Here is a 22,713-nt window from a genome sequence, read left to right on the forward strand (position 1 = left end):
TAAGTAGTTATCAAATTTTATAAGTGGTATAAAATATGCTACTTAGCCTATAGAGGTTTATTTATAATGTTACGAAGTATTTTAATTGTAGATGACTCAGCAAGTGTAAGGCTGGAGTTAAAGGCTCTACTTGAAGAAACAGGGCTGTTTGATATGTTTTACGAGGCCTCTGATGGTATAAAAGGCTTCAAGATGATGCTTTCTCATCCCCCCGACATAGTAATTTGTGATCTTTTTATGCCGAATTTTGATGGATTCAAGTTCCTTAAACTAAAACAGGCACGCCAGGAGTTTGATAAAATTCCTGTATTGATTGTTACTGGAAGAGACGATCTAAATGATAAGATACACGTTCTCGAGGAAGGTGCACAGGATTATGTAACAAAACCGTTTAACCCGCCTGAACTTGTTGCAAGGGTAAAATCTCACCTGAGAATAAAGTTGCTTCAGGATGAGCTTATATCAGCGAACGAAAAGCTTGAAACACTATCCAATATCGATCCTTTAACAAGCCTGTATAACAGAAGATATTTTATAAATGCCTATGAAAGGGAATTCGAAAGGGCAAAAAGGTATGAAAGGGCATTGTCATTATTAATGGTTGATCTGGATCACTTCAAAAACATAAATGATACATACGGGCATTTAGTCGGTGATAAGGTTTTAATAATAGTTTCACGTATATTAAACACGGATCTTAGAAAGATAGATATATGTGCAAGATACGGGGGTGAAGAATTCATTACAATGCTTCCCGAAACGGACTTAAAAGGTGCACTCGCCGTTGCGAACAGAAACATAAGTGATATGAAAGAGCACGATTTTTCCGATATCTGTTATAATACAAAAACGATTACATTTTCTATCGGTATCGCCTGTCTTCCCAATAATCAGATCAGCAGTGCAGATGATCTCCTCAAGGCTGTTGACGATGCACTGTATGAGGCAAAAGGGCTTGGCAGGAACCAAATTGTTACATACAAAGAAATAAAACCCAGAAACAATCCGGTTGCTTTTATTAAAAAATAATCACGTTGCCGCCTGCAAAAATAGATCAAATAATAGATGGGGTTAAACTTCTGATAGAACCAAGAACGTCATCTATATAGAAAAGAGATGGTAATAAAAATGGTGATATATTTAACAGCCCTATTGTTCAAAGATATAAAAATTTGGCTTTTGTTTTTAAAGAGTTAAGACAGCAATTGGATTATAGGAGATATAAGGAAACATTCATTAAAAAGTAATGCTTGATACTGTTTTAAATATACATTATTTTAATCTTATAAAAAAAGAGGTGCGACGTGGAGTATAAAGATTATTATAAACTGCTTGGTGTTAGCAGAAATGCAACACAGGACGACATAAAAAAAGCCTTTAAAAAACTTGCCAAACAGTATCACCCGGATCTAAACCCAAACGATAAGAAAAAAGCAGAAGAGAAATTTAAAGAGATAAATGAAGCATATCAGGTGCTCGGTGAGCCCGAAAAAAGATCCAGGTATGATCAGCTTGGTTCTGATTGGGAAAGGATATCAAGTCAGGACACATATTCAGGGGCAAGGGCCCAGCATTTCGGGAACAGTACATTCTCTGATTTTTTTGAGACCTTCTTTGGCGGACAGAATATAAATAATATGGAGGATCTCCTCGGCGGGCTTGGCGCAAAGCATGCTGCCCGCTCTTATGAAATAGATCATGAGTATGATATAGAGATTACTCTGAGGGATGCCATAACCGGAAGTAAACAGGTACTGAATGTTCCATTTAATGATACGTGCCCTGCATGTGGAGGCACGGGATATACGGTGAAAACAGCAGCGTATAGAGGCAGAAACATATCAAGTCAGTCTCCATGCCCTAACTGCGGCGGCTCCGGGGCTGTCCGGAGAAACAAAGCAATAGAGGTTAAAATCCCAAAAGGCATAAAGCAAGGTGCTAAGATCAGACTATCAGGTGAAGGAGGTGTCGATCCAAGGACGGGTAAAAGAGGTTCTATATATCTTAATATAAGGATAAAACCTCCATACCCATTTATGTCAAAGGAGCAAGATCTGTATCTTGATGTTAAGCTGTACCCTTTTGAAGCAGCACTCGGGAAAAGCATAGACATTCCATCACCAACAGGAGGGACTATAAGTCTTAAAATTCCTGCGGGTACACAAAATGAGCAGATGCTAAAGCTAAAAGATAAAGGCATACCATCTTCTTCAGGCACCGGAGACCTTTATGTGAAAATCCATGTTGCAATACCAAAAGACCTCTCACAGGAAGAAAGACTGCTACTTGAGCAATGGGACAAACTTAGATCATGGGATAATCCAAGAAAAGGTCTTTAATGAAGAAGCTTTACCACCTTAGAATAAAAACAAAAGACATGTCAAAGCTCGTTATTATGCCGGGTGATCCGCACAGATCAAGATACATAGCCGATGTATTTCTTAAAAATGTAAAAATCATTAATACAAACCGCGGCATCGACGCGTATACTGGTACATACAAGAACAAGACGATCTCTGTTGTTACATCGGGCATGGGTGCTCCGTCTGCTGCAATAGTTGTAGAAGAGCTCAAAAGGCTTGGAGTCGATACAATTATAAGGACAGGTACATGCGGTGGGGTTAATAAATGCATAAAGCCTGGTGACATGATAATCCCTACTGGTGCCGGTTCTATGATTGGGTTTAAACGGGTATACGGCATACATGAGGTTCCCTCATCCCCTGATTTTTATGTAATGCAAAAACTGGTGAGTAATGCAGATAAAAAGGGCATAAGTTTTCACACAGGTCCAATTGTAACATCGGACTCATTTTTTTCAGAAAAGTCTCATGCAAAGATGCTTGAATCAAAAGGCATTCTTGCAATGGAAATGGAGTGTTCCGCACTCTTCGCACTCGGCATTGTAAGACACATAAAAACGGGCGCGGTTTTACTCTCAACAGGCAATATAAATTATGCAGAGCAGGTTATGGATACGCCGCGGATAAGGAGATCTATGGATATCATGATTGAGATTGCACTTGATTCAATTGTAGCTTAAAATTCAACAACAAAGGATAAATCCTATGAAGAGGATAAAGCAGTTTAAATCAGCTAAAGAGGTTACAGAATTGCTTAAGAAAGTGGGTTATATTCCAGATGAAAACATATCGACAGCAATCCATATAGCCAATATGCTTTCAAAACCGCTTCTCGTAGAGGGACAGCCGGGCGTTGGTAAAACAGAACTTGCAAAAGCGCTCGCCGCATCGCTCGGTCTGGAGCTTATAAGGCTACAATGCTATGAAGGACTCGATGATACAAAGGCATTGTATGAATGGGAATACTCAAAACAATTGCTTTACTCGCAACTTCTCAAGGATAAGATTGATGAACTGATAAAACGTGCTCCGGATCTGACATCGGGCATGAAAAGGCTTAAAGAATTTAACAGTACATTTTTCTCAGAAGATTTCCTTATAAAAAGGCCTATCCTTAGATCAATAACATCTTCTGAACCTGCGGTACTTCTTATAGACGAGATCGATAAAGCAGAACCCTCTTTTGAAGCATTACTGCTTGAAGTATTAAGTGATTATCAGGTTTCCATACCAGAACTCGGGACAATAAAGGCAAAATCAATTCCTTATGTTATCCTCACAAGTAATAATGCAAGAGAGCTCTCTGATGAACTGAGGCGCAGGTGCATCTATTTATACATTGATACGCCTGATCAGGGAAGGCAGATGGAGATAATAAAGGCAAAATTGAAAGATAACATATCCGATGACTTATTAAAAGGCATTTCCGGTATTATAGCATTGATCAGGGAACAGGGTTTGAAAAGGCAGCCAAACCTCTCCGAGATCATTGATTGGTCGGAAACATTGGTATCTTCCAATATTGATATAAACAATATTCCATTATCTGCGTTTAGCAGTCTTCTCAAAGATAGCTCCGATCAAAATAAGGCTTTTCAAGCATTATGGAAGTTAAAGAATCATTAAAATTTACTACAAACCTTTATGCCTTTCTTAACAACCTCGGTATGCATGTCCAGCCTGTTGAGTTTGTACAAACAACTTTTGCAGTTAAGCAGATAAAACCAGACACACCGGAGGAGTTTAAAAATGTTATTATCCCCATAATGGCCAAGAATATGAATCAGGCAGTACTCATAAGGCATGCGATAGATTTTATTCTTACGACATCCGGGAATTGGGATGCGATCAAGGATACGATTTCGTTTGATCAAATAGATCAAGGCATACTTAAAGAGGCTGCACCGACAATAGCAAAGATGGCAGATTGGATCGAAAATCCGGATCTTTTCTATAAGATGCTTGAGCAGCTTTATCGCAAACTTTATGAACAGTATGATGATAGGGCAATACGATCAGGGTATACAATGCTTTCAGATGCACTTGAGCTTAATAAACCCGAAAAGGAAATTGTTGCACTTACAAAGGTGCTTGAACTCAATGGATGGTGTTCTGAGGATATAGCAAAGATAAGAAGCATTATTGAAGGTATGGTGATCTTTATAAGACGTAATATCTCGGAATTCCTGATCAGTGCATCAAAGGTAATCTCAATGACAGGTTTTATGCATCCCTCGATGCCAAAATCCGGACAAAGGGATCTATGGGATATTCCGCTATTTTTTCTTTCAAGAAAAGAACTCGAACAGGTAAACGTACTCGTGAGGCGGGTTGCATTGCGATTCAGAGATAAGTTAAGACAAAGGCAGTACGGCCTAAATACGAATGAGGTTTCAATAAGAAAAACACTAAGGCTTAACACGGGCATGGATAATATCATCCACCTTGATTATAAAAGGATTAAGAAACTCGAATCACCCCTGATAGTTCTTTGTGATGTATCAAGCTCTATGAGAAACTATGCAAGGTTTTTTTTACAATTTTTATCCGTCGTCAAAGACGTGTTCAGGAAAGTAAAAGTGATAATATTTGTTTCAAGTATTCATGAGATAACCTCTCTTATCAAGACAAAACCCGACGACGAGGTAATTTCTACTATTTTTGCAGAGTATCCTGAGGCAAGAACATACACCGATTATGGCAGCGTTTTTAAACAATTCGTTGAACAGTATTTCGGCACTGTTACGGCAAAAACACGGTTACTCGTAGTAGGGGATGGCAGGACAAATCATCTTTATCCCGGGGATGAAGAGCTTGGAATGATAAAAAAAAAGGCAAAAGAGATTATATGGTTTAACCCTGAAGAAAATTATAACTGGTATCTTGGTGATAGTGAGATGAGCTTATACATGCAATATACAGACAGGATATTTACCGTAAGAACACTTAGAGAACTCATATCGGCATTGGAGAGTATAGCATAGCTGTTATTAACCAAAATAATGTGTTTCTCGGGTTATGATAGGGTAGTAACTTGTTTCTCAACAATCTTTAGTTCTTCTGTTTTAGGTTTATCAAGCCTGTGTTTTTTGATAAACTGAATGCTCTTTTTTATAATACTATCCGGAAATTCAGCAAGTGCATAGTGCGTTGCATCTGGCAGTACATATAGCTCACTATGCTTTATTTTGTTACGCATGCTCTCTGCAACAGACGGAGGTGTAAACAGGTCCTTTTCGCCTACCACTATTAGTGTTGGGGCCTTAATATTAGTAAGAACATCCTCAGCAGAGTGTTCTCCAAGCTTAAAAAGCGAATCAAAGTAGACTTTAAAATCGAGATGCCTGAAATCTTTAATAATATTCATAAATATCTGTTCCGAACATGGCTTTGCGACAAGTCCAAACATTTTTATCAGATAAAAGAAAAACGGCAGCTTCGTTGCAGCTTTTACAACTTTGGAATCAAGGGAAGATATATGCTTTAAAATGAGCGTCATAAACCTTATGGCGTCTCCCTTTAATCCTTTCGCGGTTTCAAATGGATAGCCGGAAGCACCGCTTAAAACTATAATACCTAAAAACGCATCGGGGTGCGTTCTGTAAAATTCAAAATTAATCTGAACTCCCATGCTCCATCCTACAAATAGTGCCTTTTTGATGCGCAGTTTCTCTAAGAGTATTTCCAGATCTTTAGCCTGAAATGGGACTGTTAATGTGTGCATATTGTAAGGCATACCGGATCTGTAAAGCCCTCTATAATCCCATGTTATGAATAAATATTTATCTTTTAAAGCGTCAATCATTGACGCCCATGCTGCTATGTTGCCGCCGAGTCCGTTAGATAAAATGACCGGCATACCCTTTTTATTCCCTATGGTGTAGTAAGCAATCTTCACCCCATCAAAGCTCTTGAATGTTCCGCGTTCCACCATCGGCGCCTCCTTAAACATTTTTGTAATACATACAACAAAATGATTTTGAATACAACAAACATCCCTCGTATCTCAAACTCCAAAATTAAGCAGCAGACCGGTCCCACACACAGTGCATGAACTTGCGGTTTGAGTCCCCAAGTTGATTTCCATATATCATGGAACGTATTATGCGGTTTAATCTTTTGGCAACAGGGATAAAGCCTGATTCAATAAAAACTTTAGTTTTTCTATATCAATACTGCTCTTTTTGGCTTTTTCCTGAAGTGACTGATAATTGCTCTGGAGCTCCTTTAACTCTTTCATTATGCGTTCATAATCTTTTTTAAGTTCTGTATTTTCTTTTTTTAAACCATCAACCCTGTCATTTGCTTCTGTAAGCCATTGATCTATGACCTTGGTATGGCTTTTGCTCTCGCTTAATTGTTTTGACAACTCTTCTTCGCGATTTTTACTTACACCGAGTGCATTTTGAACGCGATCAACTTCTTTAAGTTTATTGCTCAGTTCCTCCTTCTCTTTTTCAAGTGTACCTATCCTATCGTCGAGTATAATCTTTTCCTGAATAAGTGCATTGAGGTGTTCCTGCATAAGCTCAAATTCATTCTCTGATATGTGAAAACCTATCAGGTTTTGTACCTTTGATAAGATAACATCATCGCTGAATGGCTTTAGCAAATATTCATCCGCCCTTATTTTCAGTTTTCTATGCTGTTCAAAATCCTTTGGGCTTGCATCCCTTGATATAAGAATGACAGGGATGCTTTTTAATGTTTCGTCCTCTCTGAATTTTTTGCAAAGTACATATCCGTTTGAGTCGGGTAATTCTACTGCCAGAATGATGATGTCCGGCGGATTTTTCTTGGCAATCTGGAATCCACTTTCACCATTACCAGCATTGTTGAGCCGTAAATTAGCAGATTCCAGGGCATTGGATATAAGTGCCTGATATTCTAAGTCGTCATCTATAAGTAAAACCTGTTTTGATGTCATTGCTTTATCCCAAAAAATCCTTTCATTATTGCAACAGCCTCCATTGCATCTTTGGCATAGAGATCGGCACCTATCTCATGTGCATATTCTGCCGTAAGAACAGCACCGCCGACAGCAACAGGGATATTGAGCCCTTCCTGTTTTATAAGTCCTATAACATTTTTCATCTCAACCATCGTTGTAGTCATAAGCGCACTTAACCCTATAAGATCGACTCTGTTTTCTTTTGCACGTTTCACAATATCCTTTGATGAGGCGTTCTTTCCCAGATCAATCACGTCAAAGCCGTTGTTCTCAAGCAGCGTTATAACAATATTTTTCCCTATGTCATGAATATCGCCTTCCACAGTTGCCATAAGGATTTTTTTTAATCCTTTCCTGCCTGAGGGCATCTCTTTTTTAAGCCTTGTAAATGCCTTTTTCATTGTTTCTGCAGAAAGCATAACCTGCGGTAAAAAGATCTTACCTGTTTTAAACAATCTACCTACAACATCCATGCCTGGGATTAGCCCTTTGTTGCTTATTATTAATGGGTCATACCTGCTTGAAAGTGCCTGCTCTACCATATTTACAATATTTTCGTCGTCTCCTTTTATTATGGCGTCCTGGATAAGTTTGAATATATCCATTTTCTCAGATTCAGGAGTGACAGCGGCTTCTTCTTGGCTATTTGAGAATGCCTTTATATAATTTGCCGCGTTATTATCCCTGCCAAGCAATAGTGATGCGGACAGACTGGCTTTTTTTATCTCATCATCAAGCACATTAACGATGGCAAGCCCAAGCCCGCTGCCCATTGCCATTGTCAGAAAATGCGCATTAAGAATGCGCCGTTCTGGCAATCCAAAAGAGACATTGCTCAAACCTATCACAGCGGGCATACCAAGCTCTTCTGTTATTATCCTTATTGTTTTGAGTGTTTCAAGCCCTCCACCTGGTTCTGCACTTATCGTAAGCGTAATTGCATCTATTATTAAATCCCTCTTGTTTATGCCAAGCCCCCGGGCTGTTTCTATGATTTTTTTTGCGATGGCAATTCTATCCGAACTTGTCTTTGGTAAACCATTATCATCAACAGGGAGTATAATGCCTGCAGCACCATATTTTTTTATTAGTTTTAATGTTGGAATAAGCCTTTTAATCTCAGCCGTAACAGAATTGACAAGAGGTTTTCCGTCAACTGCTTTAAGCCCATGCTCAATTGAATCAATGTTTGAAGAATCTATAGATACCGGGAGTACGGAGGATTCGTTCACAGCAAATACCGCTTTTTTCATCATAGAAGCCTCATCAATACCTGGTGTGCCAACATTTATATCAAGCAAATCTGCCCCTGCTTCTTGTTGAAGTCTTGCCTGTTCCCTTATGTACCGTGTCTTACCGGATTTCAGTTCCTCTGAGTATACTTTTTTCCCGGTAGGATTAATCCTTTCTCCTATAAACAATGTTCCGTGAGAAGGCTCTACACTTTTAAACTCTGTTCTGCTTGCCAGATATAACCTGTCATTATGTTTGAGCTCAAAAGAAAGATTATGTTTAAGAGCTAAACCCGTTTCTGATATCAGTTTTATATGTTCTGGGGTTGTTCCACAGCAGCCTCCGTAAACCCTAACGCCGAGTGCTATCGATTCCTCCATACGTTCTACCATCTGCTCAGGTGTTGCAGGGAAGGTTGTTAATCCATGTTTTAAAATAGGCATGCCCGCATTTGCTTCTGAAATCAGAGGGAGATTTGTTACCCGCGACATCCTCTTTATCACATTGTATATGCCCTCCGGACCTAAACTACAGTTAGCACCGATAACATCAGCCCCAAGTGCTTCAAGCACAATGGCAGCAACCTCCGGTGAGGTCCCTAGCGTTGTCCTGTAATCATCATTAAAAGTCATCATTGCCATAATGGGAAGATCGCATAGCTCTTTTATTGCTGCGACTGCTGCCTTAATCTCTTTTATATCCATCATGGTTTCGATTGAGAAGAGGTCAACCCCGCCGTCAAGTAGTGCCCTAATCTGCTCTTTGAAGATATCCACAGCTTCATCAAACTCTAAATCACCCACTGGTTTTATAAATTTACCGGTAGGACCAATGTCCCCTGCAACATAGGCCCTGTTAGCTGCGGCTATCCTTGCATTTTCCGCAGCGTGTTTGTTTATTTCACTTACCCGTTTTTCAAGACCAAATTCTTTAAGCTTGATCACGTTTGCACCGAATGTGTTTGTTTCAATTATGCCGGCGCCTGCATTAACATACTGCCTATGGATATTTTGCAGAAGATCCTTGTTTGTAATATTGAGGAGTTCAGGCGCCATACCTGGTTTTAGAACGCCCGACTTTTGCAGCATGGTACCCATTGCACCATCCATAATAAGAAGGTCTGATAAGAGGTGTTCTCTAAAGGGTTTCATCAAACTATGGATAGGTTGCAAGCCCTATACGCCAGTGTGTTCCATCATAGTATGAAAGATATAGAAACATGGTTCTTAATATAAAATCGGGTGATTGAACTCCACTGCCGTAAGAAAGCTTTGGGTTTGAAGTAGATTTAAACCAGGTTATTCCGTCGGTTGATGTTGCATAATTAAGGGTGAGATTCCCGCTCGTATCTATCCCCGTGTAATACATCTTATAAACATTTTCATCCTTTACAACGGTTGGGGCGTATACACCCGAACTATCTGCACCCGAACTGGATACATCAATTACCGGCAGCTCTGTTCCATTATAACCGTACTTTGCCCAGGTTATTCCGTCGGTTGATGTCGCATAACCGATGCGCCATGTGTTACCGTCATAACCGGAATACCACATCTTATAAACGCCATTATCATTTATAACAGACGGCTCAGTAACCGCTTTGTAATCCCATAAGCCTGTTGAACCTGTAATTAAAACCGGGCTGCTGTCAACTGTCCAAGTTATGCAGTTTGCCGACGTTGCATAACCTATATTGGTGTATGATCCTTCTGAGCCGGAAAACCATGTCTTGAACATGCCATTCTCATACATAATACTTGTTGCCAATACACCAGAAGCATAAAAAGTACCTCCTGTTTTGATAACAGGGTTGTACGTAGATTTTGACCATGTAATACCGTCGGCAGATGTTGCAAGTCCGATGTTCCATGATGTACCGTTACTGCCCGAATAAAGCATATAAAATTCGCCGTTTACATATATAACCGATGGAAAACTAACATGCGTATTGTCCCAGCCTGTACCGGAGAGATCAACGTCCGGGATATGCCCCAGTCTCCATGGTATCGAGAGCACATTTATGGCAGCGGCCGATGTTGCATACGGTGATGTTGTATCAGAAAATGAAATAGCCGCAGGCCCTTCTCTATTAACCCATGCACTAAATGTCTTTGTGCCGCCCGAGAAAGAAGAAACGGTTGTTGGTGTAATATCGCCCCAGCTTGAATCCAGATTAACTGTGCCCGAGTATGTGGGTAGTATATTATTATCAAGCATTGCTGAGACGGTAATAGTGAATGGCTGATCCTCGATAGCCGTAAACGGGGTTTTAACGGAAAACGATGTCGCGAGTATATCCAGAACCATCGGCGATGCTTTTAGAGTTTGTCCGGGGTTTAATGTTATTTGCTGGTATGCAGATGCGTAACCCGTTTTCGACGCATTAAGCATATACGTGCCGGCAGGGATATCGGTTATTGAATAATTACCATTTACATCCGTATAAACAATGTACGGCTCACCACTTATATAAACAAGAACATCCTTATACACGTTTTGTCCCTGTAAAATCACAGAACCCGTTATATTGCCTGTATACGTTGTTTTTGTTGTTACTGCCGATGAACTGCAGCCTGCAAGGATAGATATAAACCCTAAAAATAAAAATCTTTTTATATTCATTTACAACCTTCTGTAAACAGCATACTTTAAAGCCTTGTTCGTGTAATCTCTATAGCTTATATGTGCATAATTGTTTTTATCAAGCTTTAGAGAAGAGTAAAGCCCCACAATACCTTCGCCATCAATAACATCAATGTTCCAGCCAACTCCGTTATACCATGCGTACTTAAGGTCTCCGTTTACTCCGTCAAAATAGCTTATGTGGGGATAACCATAGCTGTCCAGTGCAATGGATGTATCGGTCCCAACACCCTGCGCAGGATCAACGATCTGTATATCCCATTGTTTATTTGTATTATCATACCATGCGCATTTTAATTGTTCATTCGTTGCATCATAGTAGCTTATAAACGGTGTACCATCCCCTCTTAATGCAAGCGATGCATACCTGCCCTCATCATCACCGTTACCGCCGTCAACCGTCGTTATGCTCCATGCAGAGCCTGTAAAATGTGCAAACTTTAAAGCTCCGTTTGATGCATCGTAATACGCGATTGCAGGGTTACCGTTTTGATCGAATGCAAGTGATGTGTAGAGCCCGACCTCTCCTAAAAAATCCACTGTTGTTATGTTGAACCCTGTTACCGTTTCCTGTGCAAATTTTAAATCTCCCTTTGTAAAATCATAATAACTTATAGCAGGATAATCATTTTTATTTATTGAAAGAGACGCATATCCACCAACCCTATCATTAGAGTTCCCATCAACAATACTTATGGAAAAGCCCGAGTCACTACCGATTGCGAGTTTTAAGTATCCGTGTGTGTTGTCATAGTATGCTATGACAGGTTCGCCATTATTAAGTGAGAGTGAAGAAAACATGCCCGCATCATCACCGTTACCGCCGTCAACCGTCGTTATTATCCATGCGTCTTTATTCGCTGACCATACTGCAAGCTCGAGGCTCTGCATCGTTACATTATAATAAGATATATAGGGGTTCCCCGAGCTATCAAGCGCAAGTGATGTATACTCGCCAACATCCTGGCTATTATCAACCACACTGGCAGCACTAAAAAGTTTTTTCGTTTGTTGTAAACCTGACAGGTCTTTCCCGCATCCTGCGGTAAAGAGTATTATTATTATAAAGAAAGCCAGCCTTTTCATCATTACCTCTTTATTATCTTGAACTCCACACGCCTATTCTCTGCCCTGCCGATCGGTGTTTTATTAGAAGCTATAGGTGATGCCTCGCCAAACCCTTTTGCAGTTAGACTGTCTGGAGATACGCCTCTACCTATAATATACTTCATAACAGACTCTGCTCTTGACTTGGATAAGGCTAAATTATATTCGGGTGAACCGATGTTATCGGTATAGCCCCCGATCCTAACACGGATAGACGGATTATCCTTTATGAGCGTTGCAACATCATTAAGCACAACATAAGAATCTTTCATAATCACAGAGCTATTCAACTTAAAATGTATTGCCTGTGTGATGATTATCCTTTTCCCAAACTTTTCGATATAAGCATATTTTAGCTTCTTCCTAATCAAGGGGGCGGGTGTTGGTGCTTCCGGTTTGATTGCAGGATGCACAACGCTCGTTACAGGCATCGGTTTGGGAGCCTGTTCTCTGATAATTACGGGCTTACATGGTAAAATCTTATAACCTAATTCAATGTATGAACTCCATGGGACAGCGGTATAGGCGGTCGTTGTTATGAAAGATGATTTGTTCATAAGTCCTATATCAAATGCAGCAAGCACATAAAGTCTGTTTGGGAACACAAGTTTTATGCCCGGTGTAACGTATACGGGATTCTGGAAAAAAGATGCATTGGAAAGCGATGGAAAGCTCGCTTTATAATATTCGTACGTGGATGACTGTTCTGTATAAAATTCTATAAAAGGGTGTAAAAGCTTTTTAAGCAAAACCGCTTCAACCGCGACATCTCCGATAAGTCTGTTATCACCTCTTATCCCAAGACCGTAAAGCCCGTCAATACTATACGTATAAGAAGTATCAAGCAGGTTTATAGAGTTATCAATGTAATATCCGAGATTTATATGGAAAAACAAGGGCGTGAATTTTGATAGGTCTGTAAGGTTAAATGACAACAGCAAAAGTCCCAAATAGCTTGTTGCACTCGTTTTAAAGCCAAAACCATTTACTTCCGAAAGAAATCTTGGCTGTATAAGTACGCCCGCACTGATTAGGTTTGAAAAGTCATAAGAATACTTGATATTAAGCCACAGATCTCCGTTGTCGTGATAAACATTTTTATCTAAGGCGAAAGTGCTTTGATAAAGGTTTAAACCAAGATCAAGTCCTTTAATAACAGAAGCGTAGCCAAGCGCGATGTGTGAATTTAATGTTTGGAATGTATTGGATGGACTTAACAGGTTGGATGTGTTTGCATAGCCAAGCCCGCCCAATTCGTAAAATCCAGGCAAAGAAACAAATGCATCGGTTGTATGTTCAAGCCCATACCCGCCGATCTCGTTACTGTATGCTTTGGTTGTAATAAGCAACAAGAAACCGATTGATACAATAAGTATTCTTTTCATTAAATTTAATCCCCGAAGATTTTTTATACTTTAGCCATCAAGCTTTGTCAATACTGCTTTTGCAAGTTCTAATGCTTCTGTAAGTGATTCTTCTCTTATGTTTTTTATTGTATCCTCAAAATTGTGCCAGTGCCCCGGTAATCCGGTTGAATCAAGCCTGATTATGCTTGTTGCCTGAATACCTTTTCTGCTAAACGGAGTCGCATCGGTATTACCGAATGGCAGTGTTGAAGGTTTATTATTTATGTGTGCATTGTTCCCTGCATCATTAACAAAGCTCACGAACGCTGTTGAGTGCTTACTATGTACTTCAAGCTCCCTTTTTATAATACGCAAAGTTCCATCCTCTCCGATCATATCGAAATTAAGCACATAAGTCGGGATAGATTTTAATTCCTCGATATGCTTTTTAACAAAGGCCTGCGAACCTTTTGTATTTGGTTCTTCCGAACCGAATGCAATACACATAACCTCTGTATTCTTGGGCTTATTGCTCTTGAGGTACTCTGCAAATCCAACCGCTACAGCAACGCCGGATAGATTGTCATTTGCACCTTCAACGGCATTATCCGTCACAAGTCCTTTCCGCATAATCTGTGTTGCAATAACACCTGCAAGACCTATCAACACAGACCCGCCCCATATTTTATTTGGGAAATACGGGAAAATCCATCTGCCTCTTGACATTGCATATACAGAAATGAATGCCATTACAACGCCTGCTAATGTTGAAAAAGCCTCTAAAATGGGAGTAAGCCATACAAATCGCCTGCTCAGAAGAGGCATATTAAAAGCAGAGTCTATGTGCCCTGAAACAATAAACCTTCGCTTAGTCGTATCCGTCGGCTTTATAATTCCAATCAAATTATGAGATGTCCGTTTCTCCATGTACTTTTCTACAAGATCAAAATCATACCATCTGGATAAAACGACTATACCCAGGTTTGTTGAGGCTATGAGCAACGAAAAGATTGGTGAGAGAAAAAACAAGATGAACATAGCTATAAAAGCATATGCCGTTAGTTCTGTGAGTCTTTGAAGCACCTTTGGGGCTACATTAAATGCCTCTATATCAACCTTATCGCAAGTACCCGATAATATGTTTCTTGTAATTTCAACAGCCTTGGTCTCTTCTTCAGAGCCTGGAACCCTGGGACCGCATGATTTTACAATGTTCTCTATATACCCGTTTAACATAGTTCCTCCGATTTTTTACCTTTTTCTCTGATAAAGATTTACATAATAGTTATGACTTTTTAATGTTCTCGTAAACATGTGGGTCCCATTATTTTTTGAAACGAAATAAAGATAATCCACATGCGCGGGGTAGAGTGCCGCAAGTATAGAATCTTTACCCGGGTTACATATAGGACCAGGCGGCAAGCCGCTTATTGTATAGGTATTGTATTTATTTTTCTCTCTTAGATCGTGCATGGTAATCCTGCTGTTCTTTAAATGTAATCCGTATATAACGGTAGGATCCGATTGCAGCCTCATATGACGTTTAAGCCTGTTATAAAAAACTGCGGAGACCAGGTACCGTTCTTCAGGATTGCTTGTTTCTTTTTCTATCATAGAAGCAAGCGTGATAATCTGAAGGTCCGTCATTCCAAGCTGTTTTGCTCTCTGCTGCATTGCAGATGTATACTCTGTCTTAAATTGATCAACCATTTTTATAAGGATATCTTTAGGTGATAGTCCTTTACTAAGCTCGTATGTGTTCGGGAAAAGGAAGCCTTCAAGCGAAGAAGCGTGTACGCCGACGCTTGCTATGAAAACCGGATCATGCGTTAACTTTATAAAATCATTTATATTTTTGAGTAATCCTCTTTGATGAAGTGTTTGCGCTATTTCCTCATCCGTATAACCTTCGGGGATTGTTACTTCATGAAGCATAACCTCGCCATTCAACAGTTTATCCATTATCGTAGTAGGTCTCATAGAACTGCTTAGCAGATACTCCCCATATTTGGTTTTGTGTGTGGCTCCCATTAGATACCCGAGCAGCTTAAAATTAACATAATCACGTACTATACGTTTCCTTATAAGTAATTTAGAAATACTGCTGAAAGATATACCCTGGGGTATTTCTATGACTGTAAATGCGGTGTTACTTTTTGCCGGGAAAATAAGGAAATGCGTAAATTGAACAGCAAAAACAATTATACACACCATTAAAAAAATACTTATATACCAGACAAACCTTTTGATCATATTCCTTTTTCTACTACAATTCCGGCATCAATTGCAATTGCTTTCTTCTTATAAATAAAGACACGGGGATAGAACAAGTTTTGCGGGAATGGCGCATCCTGATGCAGCCAACCTTGGATGGACGCTGCCTTTGGAAGTGCCCATCAATATTGATCCAAAATTCAAGAAAATGTTTTATACCTGCGGTTCCGGATATAGAGCCATCCGAAACAAATTTTACAGCATGTCTGGGCGTTAATTTACTAAACGATGATCACTGCTGCCCTGCTTCCTTTAGTGTAAAGAAATCATAGATGTAAAGGAACACGCCTAAAGAGAAGCATACACCTGCTGCAAAGAATACAAGATACCAGAGATGCATGTATGATTGTGTGGTAAGGTAATCAAACCCAAGCACCCTCTGTAAATACACCTGTATAATCCCAGCTATTGTCAGAGCAAGCACCATCATAATCATAAAAAACACTGTTATATATAACACCGCAAACCCCTTGCTTTGGTTAAAATTCTTCAATCCTTTTATCTGTGGAACTATGAGATATACAAGGGTGATCACCAGCATGACATAAGCACCGAAGAACGAAAAATGCCCGTGTGCTGCTGTAACCTGCGTTCCATGTACCCACTTATTTATTTGAGGCAGGGTTATTGCAAATCCCCATACGCCCGCTCCAAAAAAATGCATGATAGTTCCAGCAACAGCCCAATTCATCGCAAGCCTGTTTTTTATCTCAAGATGTTTTTCTCTTACCATCCTTAATGTATCAAAAACCATGAATAAAATGGGCAGCGGTTCAAGTGCGCTGAATATGGCTCCAAACCACAACCAATAAGCCGGTGTGCCAATCCAGTAGTAATGATGTCCTGTGCCTGTTATACCTGTAAATAGAACCAGTCCAACTTCAACATACAGCCATTTCTCCACAACATCCCTTTCAACGCCTGTTAGCTTCATCATAACAAACGCAACTAAAGCCGCAGCAATAAGTTCCCACGCCCCTTCTACCCAGAGATGAATGACCCACCACCAGAAAAAGTACTGGGTAGATAGATTTTTCATGAAGAACATCCCGAATAAGAACATGACCGCGAGTGCAGTAAGCCCTGCTATAAGAACACCCTGGATAGCTGTCCATTTTTTACTTTTGATAACCGTCATAAGGATATTGTAAAGGAATATCAATGCTGCAATAACTATACCCACCTTTATGACAAACGGCTGTTCTGTAAACGGCATACCCCATGTCCATCCGAGTAAATAGCCGACTATAGCCGATACCCCAATAATCGCAAAAAGCCAGAACTGTATATATGCAAGTTTAGGACTGTACAGCTCGGTTTCGGACTCCTCCGGTATCATGTAGTATGTTCCGCCCATGAACCCAGATAATAACCACACAATAAGCAGGTTTATGTGTATCTCTCTGCTTGTATTGAACGGCAGAATATGCATCAATGGATCAAAATTCCATGCATATTTTGCAGCAGTAAGAATGCCAAAGATTACCTGTAAGCCAAATAGTATTGTGGCAAGGATAAAATATGGATAAGCAACCTTTTGTGTTGAGTATTTCATGTTACCTCCTTTATTTCAAATTTGAAAGATACTCAGCAAGCTCATTGAGCTGCGAATCGGATAGGTTTTTGAATGAAGGCATTATCGAACTTGGATAATGATATGCCGGTTCTGTGATCTGCTCTCCAATCCATTGCCTGCTCCTCCTTGAGCCGACATGACTAAGATCAGGACCCACACTCCCGCCTATACCATTGATCTTATGACATGCTGCACAGCCATAGTTGCGGAATAGTAATCTGCCCTGTTCTGTACCGTGACCCGCCGATGCATTTGTTTGAATGATTTCCGGTTTTGGCGGCCAGTTATTGGTATTGATTTTTGAAACCCATTGAAGGAACGCTACAAGCTCGTTGATCTCTTGATCCGTAAGATGCTGATTGGGCATTTGCCTTGGTTCCGGCATTACCTTTCTTGGATCTTTAAGGAATTCTTTTAACCAGTCTGCCGATCTTAATGCGCCCTCTTTTGTAAGGTCGGGTGCATAATAACCTCCAATCCCGAGTATCGTATGACAGTCATTGCAGTTGTGTCTCTGCCACACCCATTTGCCTGCAGCTACTTCAGGGGTTAAATCACCGGCATTTGTTCTATCCGGTATCTGCTTAAGCGTGTCATAAGTAAGGGCTAAAAAGATAATAGTAGATATTAATGTACCCCATAAGAAAAGTTTCTTTGAAGTAGATTTCTGCATATATACCTCCTATAAAATTTAATTCTACTTATATACCTGCAATAAACCGGGTGTATGATCCCCATCATATAACCATATAGTGCTTGCGTAAAGAACTATGATTATGCTAAATAAAAAAAATCAAAAGAAGCAGAGGAATTAAAATATGAGACATTTTAAAATGTTTGGTACCTTTATCTTGGCAGTCGGGCTTTCCCTGTTTATCAGCTGCGGCAAAAGTAGCTCCGGAACCCCCACTATGGTAGGTTGTAATCCCATTTCTGTTGATAGCTGTTTTTTGCCATTCCCGTCTTTTTACTATTTGGTTAAGGACACTTCTACTGCAACAGGATGGAGGGTAAATTATCCATCCGGCGTTTTGCCTGTAAATAACAAGGGCGTGCCGCTTGATCCCTCACCGTTTAACCATGCGGATGGATTCAGCCCTGCAAGCCAGATCCTTGCATACTTTACAGAGGGTGTATTGCCGGCATCCTTACCCTCAATTAACGATATAGGTGCATCCATATCCCCAACAAGCCCTATACAGATCATTGATTTTACTACAGGCACAAGGGTACCTTTATTTGCAGAGGTTGATGCAAACGCACAACCAGGGCAAAGACAGGGTTTAATCATAAGGCCTATGGTAAGGCTCAATACGTCAACAAGGTATGTTGTCGTTATACTCAATACCGTCAAAGCGGCAAACGGCACTCCATTGCAAGCGCCTGTTCCATTCATTTATCTCAGAGATAAGATAGCAACAAGCAACCCTGCAGTAGAAGGCATAAGGCAGCATTATGAGGGTTTATTCTCTTTTCTCAGCGCTAACGGTATAAGCAGAAGCAGTATTGCACTTGCATGGGATTTTACAACCGCCTCCGACAGTTTCATAACCGGGCATTTGATCTCAATGAGGGATCAGGCTTTGGCAATGACACCAAGTGTTGGTATTAATTACACATTTACCACCATTACACCTTCACCAGATGCATATCTTTACAAAGAGCTTATCGGCACATTTTCAGCACCTACATTTTTAGATTCAAACAATTATCTTGTAACTGATACAACAACAGGCCGGCCGGAGTATGTTGGCGAGGCAAGCTATAATATCGTTGTACACATCCCTGCATGCGTAACACAAACAAAATTGCCTATACCTATCATGATCTTTGGGCACGGCTTATTCGGCACTGCAGAAAGTGAGATGCAATCGGGGTTTGAAGAGAGCTTTACCAACCAGTTATGCATGGTTCAGATAGGAACGGACTGGATCGGCTTAAGCACGCTTGATTTTCCTGATGCCATACTTGCTGTACAGGATTTTAATAACTTCCGTAAGATCACCGACAGGCTGCAGCAGGCACAGATCAATGTTGTAGTTATGACAAAGCTTGCATTGGGTGCGCTAAGGAGTGACCCGAATATGCAGTATAAAGGCAACCCAATTATTGGTAATAAGATCTATTACTATGGTGATTCTGATGGAGGCATACAGGGGGGTACATTTATGGGTATTGACCCCGACGTTATCAGGGGTGTGCTTGGAGTGCCTGGCTCCACATGGAGTATAATGATGCAGAGGAGTTATGATTTTGGGCAGCTTTCTTCTTTATTTGATAAAGCCTATCCTGATCCGCTTGACAGGCTAATCCTTATTTCACTCTCTCAATACTTCTGGGACTTTTCAGATCCCATATCCTTTGCACCGCATATATTGCTTAATCCACTGGCAGGTACACCTAAAAAACAGATCTTGATCCAGGCAGGGCTTAATGATTGTCAGGTGCCCAACCTCTCAACAGAGGTGCTTGCAAGAACAATGGGCATTACTGCACTTTCTCCCCTGCCCATATCAATATACGGCATACCATTGGGAAATGCGCCGCTTGCGTCTGCATTTACATTGTGGAATGTCCCTGATTCTTCTGTCTATGTTCCACCTACTACAAACACAATGCCCGCAAAGGATAACAATGTTCATGAGGATGTTAGGAGATTGACGGAGACCATACAGCAGGATGCTTTGTTCTTTACAGAAGGTACGGTACAACAAACATGCCTTGCAACAAACGGATGTATGTATCTTTCACCGACCTCTTTATCTTACTGATTGTATGAGATTGTTTATGCTGCTTATTGTTCTATTGAATTTTTCTAATGAATAAAAAACGGGTTTCCATAATACCTCTTGGCTGCCCAAAGAATGACGTTGACAGCGAATTAATAGCAGGTGCTTTTAAGCATGCGGGCTACAGCATAAGCTGGGATGCGTACAAGAGTGATACCGTAATTATCAATACATGTGCGTTTGTAAAAGATGCGATAGAAGAATCCCTTGATGCGGTAATGCAGGCAATAGAGGCAAAGCACCGCGGCGATGTAAAGAGGGTTGTTGTAACAGGATGTCTTCCCCAGAGATTTAAGGACGCATTGACTTCCAGGCTCAAAGAGGTGGATCTGTTTACAGGTGTTAACGGTTTTGAAGATTTACCCGCTCTTATTAAGGATAAGAAAACCACCAAATCACATATTACAGCCCCTTTTACTGATTATCCGGAAGCCTTATCAAGGGTTTTGCCGGAGCATTCAGGTTCCGCATACATAAAGATATCCGATGGATGCAATAATGTATGCTCTTACTGCGTAATACCGTTTATTAAAGGCAGGTTGAAAAGCAGAAAAATAGATGACATCGTTAACGAGGTAAAATACCTTACTGACAACGGAGTGCAGGAAATAAACCTTGTCGCTCAGGATACCATGAACTTTGGCATGGACAAAGGAGATAATCATCTGATTAAACTGCTCTCTTCTCTTGAAAAGATTGAAGCGATAAGATGGATAAGGCTTAATTATCTACATCCTGCCCACATCAATGATGCATTCATAAATCATATAAAAGACAGTGAAAAGATTCTTAAATACTTTGATGTCCCGATCCAGCACATATCGGATAAGATTTTAAAACGCATGAATAGACATACGGACAGCAATGACATAAAGAGGGTAATAGAGAAGATAAATAAAAGTATAAAAGAACCATTCCTGAGAACAACGGTTATAACTGGTTTCCCGGGAGAGACGGAGGGTGATTTTAAACAGCTTTTTAAATTTTTTAATGAATTCCCGTTCCATAGAATCGGCGTTTTCCCATATTCAAGAGAAGAACCCGCGCCTGCTGCAAATATGAAAGAGCAGATTCCTGATGATGTTATTATAAGCAGGGTTAATGAATTTAATGAGTTTGCATCCCGGGTGATGAATGCAATGTCAGAGTCTTTCGTAGGGAATACCTACGATGCAATCGTTCATGGAAAAGGCCACGATGATAACGGTATTACCTTATTAAGACCATGGTTTTTTGCACCCGAGATAGACGGTTATGTAATGGTATATAACAAATTACATTATAAACCGGGTTCATTCGTGAAAGTAAAAATCACAGATACACCGGGCTTTGACCTCGTTGGTGAACCGGTAAACAATTAAGATTAACCCAAAAAATACAAGAACAAATTCCCGATGGCTCGCCGGTACATTTGACCGGTGTCTTAAACTCATTGTTAAAGATCCGAACGGATGCTTCTGAAGGTGAGAAAAGGGAAACCGTATTGACACCACATATTTATGCAGCAACAATTCTGCGCACACAGTGTTGAAGGAAAACTACCGCAAAACTCAAAAAATGGTGACCTATTTCGTTTAACTTCGGCAAAACATCCTCTATAATCGGCTTATTGGTACTTTCGTGAGCGTTCCATTTAAACGGTGTTGAACAGATTTGCTACTTATGCTACATGAATATCCATGAGGGTTAAATTCACTTTAATACCTAACAACAGCAATAAAGCTTTACAAGTAAACTACAACTATTTTCTGACAAGCCTTATCTATAATATCATCGAACATTCTTCAAAGGATTATTCGCACTTCCTCCATGACACAGGATACAGACTCGGTGGCAGCAAAAATGGATTCAAACTTTTTACATATTCAATGCTTCAGGGTGCTGATGCGAGAGTTAAAGGTGATATAATAACATTTGGTAAGGGGCAAGTTAGTTGGTATCTGTCTTCACCGATTAATGATTTCTTGCAACATTTGATAACCGGGGCTTTTGCACAAGGACAGGAAATTGAGATAGGTCCTAAGTTAAACACTTTGGACAAGTCAATTGGTTCAAACCGTTTTCTTATTGAGCGTGTGGAAACACTTAACACACCTGTATTTAATAAGAGCATGCATTTCACATGCCTTTCTCCGATAACAGTAAGCACCGTATTGAAAGATTTAAACTGCCATTATCTGCGTCCATGGGAGGAAGGCTTTGCGGATGCCATAAAAAACAATCTCATCAAAAAATACAAACTTGTGTACGGCAAGGACATTGCTGATGCAGACTTTAAAGTAACTATCGATACGGCGTATATGAATAAAAAAAGCGGCAAGATTACAAAGAACATCAATTTTAAAGGTACAAACATCATCGGCTTCATGGCACCGATTGAAGTAGCCGGCAACCCGGAGCTTATAGAAATAGGTTACGAGGCGGGCTTCGG

Annotated in this window: 18 protein-coding genes; 8 read left to right on the forward strand and 10 right to left on the reverse strand. The window is 40.2% G+C overall.

The features are described 5' to 3' along the window. The first annotated feature begins 66 nt into the window (after positions 1-66). The 5 genes from M1381_00210 to M1381_00230 all read left to right on the forward strand — a co-directional run bounded on the left by M1381_00210 (position 67) and on the right by M1381_00230 (position 5,347). Positions 67-1,029, forward strand: coding sequence for a diguanylate cyclase (locus M1381_00210; protein ID MCL4477512.1), 963 nt, complete (start codon positions 67-69; stop codon positions 1,027-1,029). A gap of 275 nt (positions 1,030-1,304) precedes the next feature. Next, positions 1,305-2,339: a DnaJ domain-containing protein gene (locus tag M1381_00215; GenBank protein ID MCL4477513.1), complete on the forward strand. Its 1,035-nt coding sequence runs from the start codon at positions 1,305-1,307 to the stop codon at positions 2,337-2,339. Continuing rightward, the gene (locus M1381_00220) at positions 2,339-3,043 is read left to right on the forward strand and encodes a nucleoside phosphorylase (protein MCL4477514.1); all 705 of its coding nucleotides are present in this window, start codon (positions 2,339-2,341) and stop codon (positions 3,041-3,043) included. The genes M1381_00215 and M1381_00220 overlap by 1 nt, the downstream gene beginning before the upstream one ends. 25 nt (positions 3,044-3,068) lie before the next feature. Further along, positions 3,069-3,989: a MoxR family ATPase gene (locus M1381_00225; protein MCL4477515.1), complete on the forward strand. Its 921-nt coding sequence runs from the start codon at positions 3,069-3,071 to the stop codon at positions 3,987-3,989. Next, on the forward strand, positions 3,968-5,347 hold the full coding sequence (locus M1381_00230) for a VWA domain-containing protein (GenBank protein MCL4477516.1): 1,380 nt from the start codon (positions 3,968-3,970) through the stop codon (positions 5,345-5,347). Before M1381_00225 ends, M1381_00230 begins: the two co-directional genes overlap by 22 nt. Before the next feature lie 32 nt (positions 5,348-5,379). On the opposite strand, the gene M1381_00235 is transcribed toward M1381_00230, so the two are convergent. From M1381_00235 to M1381_00280, 10 genes are all read right to left on the reverse strand, one after another. Further along, positions 5,380-6,297, reverse strand: coding sequence for an alpha/beta hydrolase (locus tag M1381_00235; GenBank protein MCL4477517.1), 918 nt, complete (start codon positions 6,295-6,297; stop codon positions 5,380-5,382). A gap of 177 nt (positions 6,298-6,474) precedes the next feature. Then, positions 6,475-7,290, reverse strand: coding sequence for a response regulator (locus M1381_00240; protein ID MCL4477518.1), 816 nt, complete (start codon positions 7,288-7,290; stop codon positions 6,475-6,477). Continuing rightward, positions 7,287-9,698: a homocysteine S-methyltransferase family protein gene (locus tag M1381_00245; GenBank protein ID MCL4477519.1), complete on the reverse strand. Its 2,412-nt coding sequence runs from the start codon at positions 9,696-9,698 to the stop codon at positions 7,287-7,289. The genes M1381_00240 and M1381_00245 overlap by 4 nt, the downstream gene beginning before the upstream one ends. Positions 9,699-9,702: 4 nt before the next feature. After that, on the reverse strand, positions 9,703-11,169 hold the full coding sequence (locus tag M1381_00250; GenBank protein MCL4477520.1) for a carboxypeptidase regulatory-like domain-containing protein: 1,467 nt from the start codon (positions 11,167-11,169) through the stop codon (positions 9,703-9,705). After that, positions 11,170-12,276 (reverse strand): hypothetical protein, encoded by a 1,107-nt coding sequence (locus tag M1381_00255; GenBank protein ID MCL4477521.1) that lies wholly within the window; start codon positions 12,274-12,276, stop codon positions 11,170-11,172. Positions 12,277-12,278: 2 nt separating this feature from the next. Then, positions 12,279-13,682 carry an OmpA family protein gene (locus M1381_00260; GenBank protein MCL4477522.1) on the reverse strand — a complete coding sequence of 468 codons (1,404 nt, stop codon included), beginning with the start codon at positions 13,680-13,682 and terminating at the stop codon, positions 12,279-12,281. Between the two features lie 30 nt (positions 13,683-13,712). After that, on the reverse strand, positions 13,713-14,879 hold the full coding sequence (locus M1381_00265; GenBank protein ID MCL4477523.1) for a M28 family metallopeptidase: 1,167 nt from the start codon (positions 14,877-14,879) through the stop codon (positions 13,713-13,715). Between the two features lie 15 nt (positions 14,880-14,894). Then, positions 14,895-15,896: an endolytic transglycosylase MltG gene (mltG, locus tag M1381_00270; protein ID MCL4477524.1), complete on the reverse strand. Its 1,002-nt coding sequence runs from the start codon at positions 15,894-15,896 to the stop codon at positions 14,895-14,897. 253 nt (positions 15,897-16,149) lie between these two features. Beyond that, positions 16,150-17,472 carry a cbb3-type cytochrome c oxidase subunit I gene (locus M1381_00275; GenBank protein ID MCL4477525.1) on the reverse strand — a complete coding sequence of 441 codons (1,323 nt, stop codon included), beginning with the start codon at positions 17,470-17,472 and terminating at the stop codon, positions 16,150-16,152. Positions 17,473-17,482: 10 nt separating this feature from the next. Next, positions 17,483-18,166: a cytochrome c gene (locus tag M1381_00280; protein ID MCL4477526.1), complete on the reverse strand. Its 684-nt coding sequence runs from the start codon at positions 18,164-18,166 to the stop codon at positions 17,483-17,485. 145 nt (positions 18,167-18,311) lie between these two features. On the opposite strand from M1381_00280, the gene M1381_00285 reads away from it, so the two are divergent. The 3 genes from M1381_00285 to cas6 form a co-directional block, all read left to right on the forward strand. After that, the gene (locus M1381_00285) at positions 18,312-20,264 is read left to right on the forward strand and encodes an Ig-like domain-containing protein (GenBank protein MCL4477527.1); all 1,953 of its coding nucleotides are present in this window, start codon (positions 18,312-18,314) and stop codon (positions 20,262-20,264) included. A gap of 47 nt (positions 20,265-20,311) precedes the next feature. After that, a complete protein-coding gene (gene rimO / locus M1381_00290) occupies positions 20,312-21,643 on the forward strand; it encodes a 30S ribosomal protein S12 methylthiotransferase RimO (GenBank protein MCL4477528.1) in 1,332 nt (443 codons plus the stop codon). 318 nt (positions 21,644-21,961) lie between these two features. After that, a partial coding sequence (gene cas6 / locus M1381_00295; GenBank protein MCL4477529.1) for a CRISPR-associated endoribonuclease Cas6 occupies positions 21,962-22,713 on the forward strand: 752 nt, incomplete at its 3' end.

This window comes from Deltaproteobacteria bacterium (assembly GCA_023382265.1).
Taxonomy (GTDB): domain Bacteria; phylum JAMCPX01; class JAMCPX01; order JAMCPX01; family JAMCPX01; genus JAMCPX01.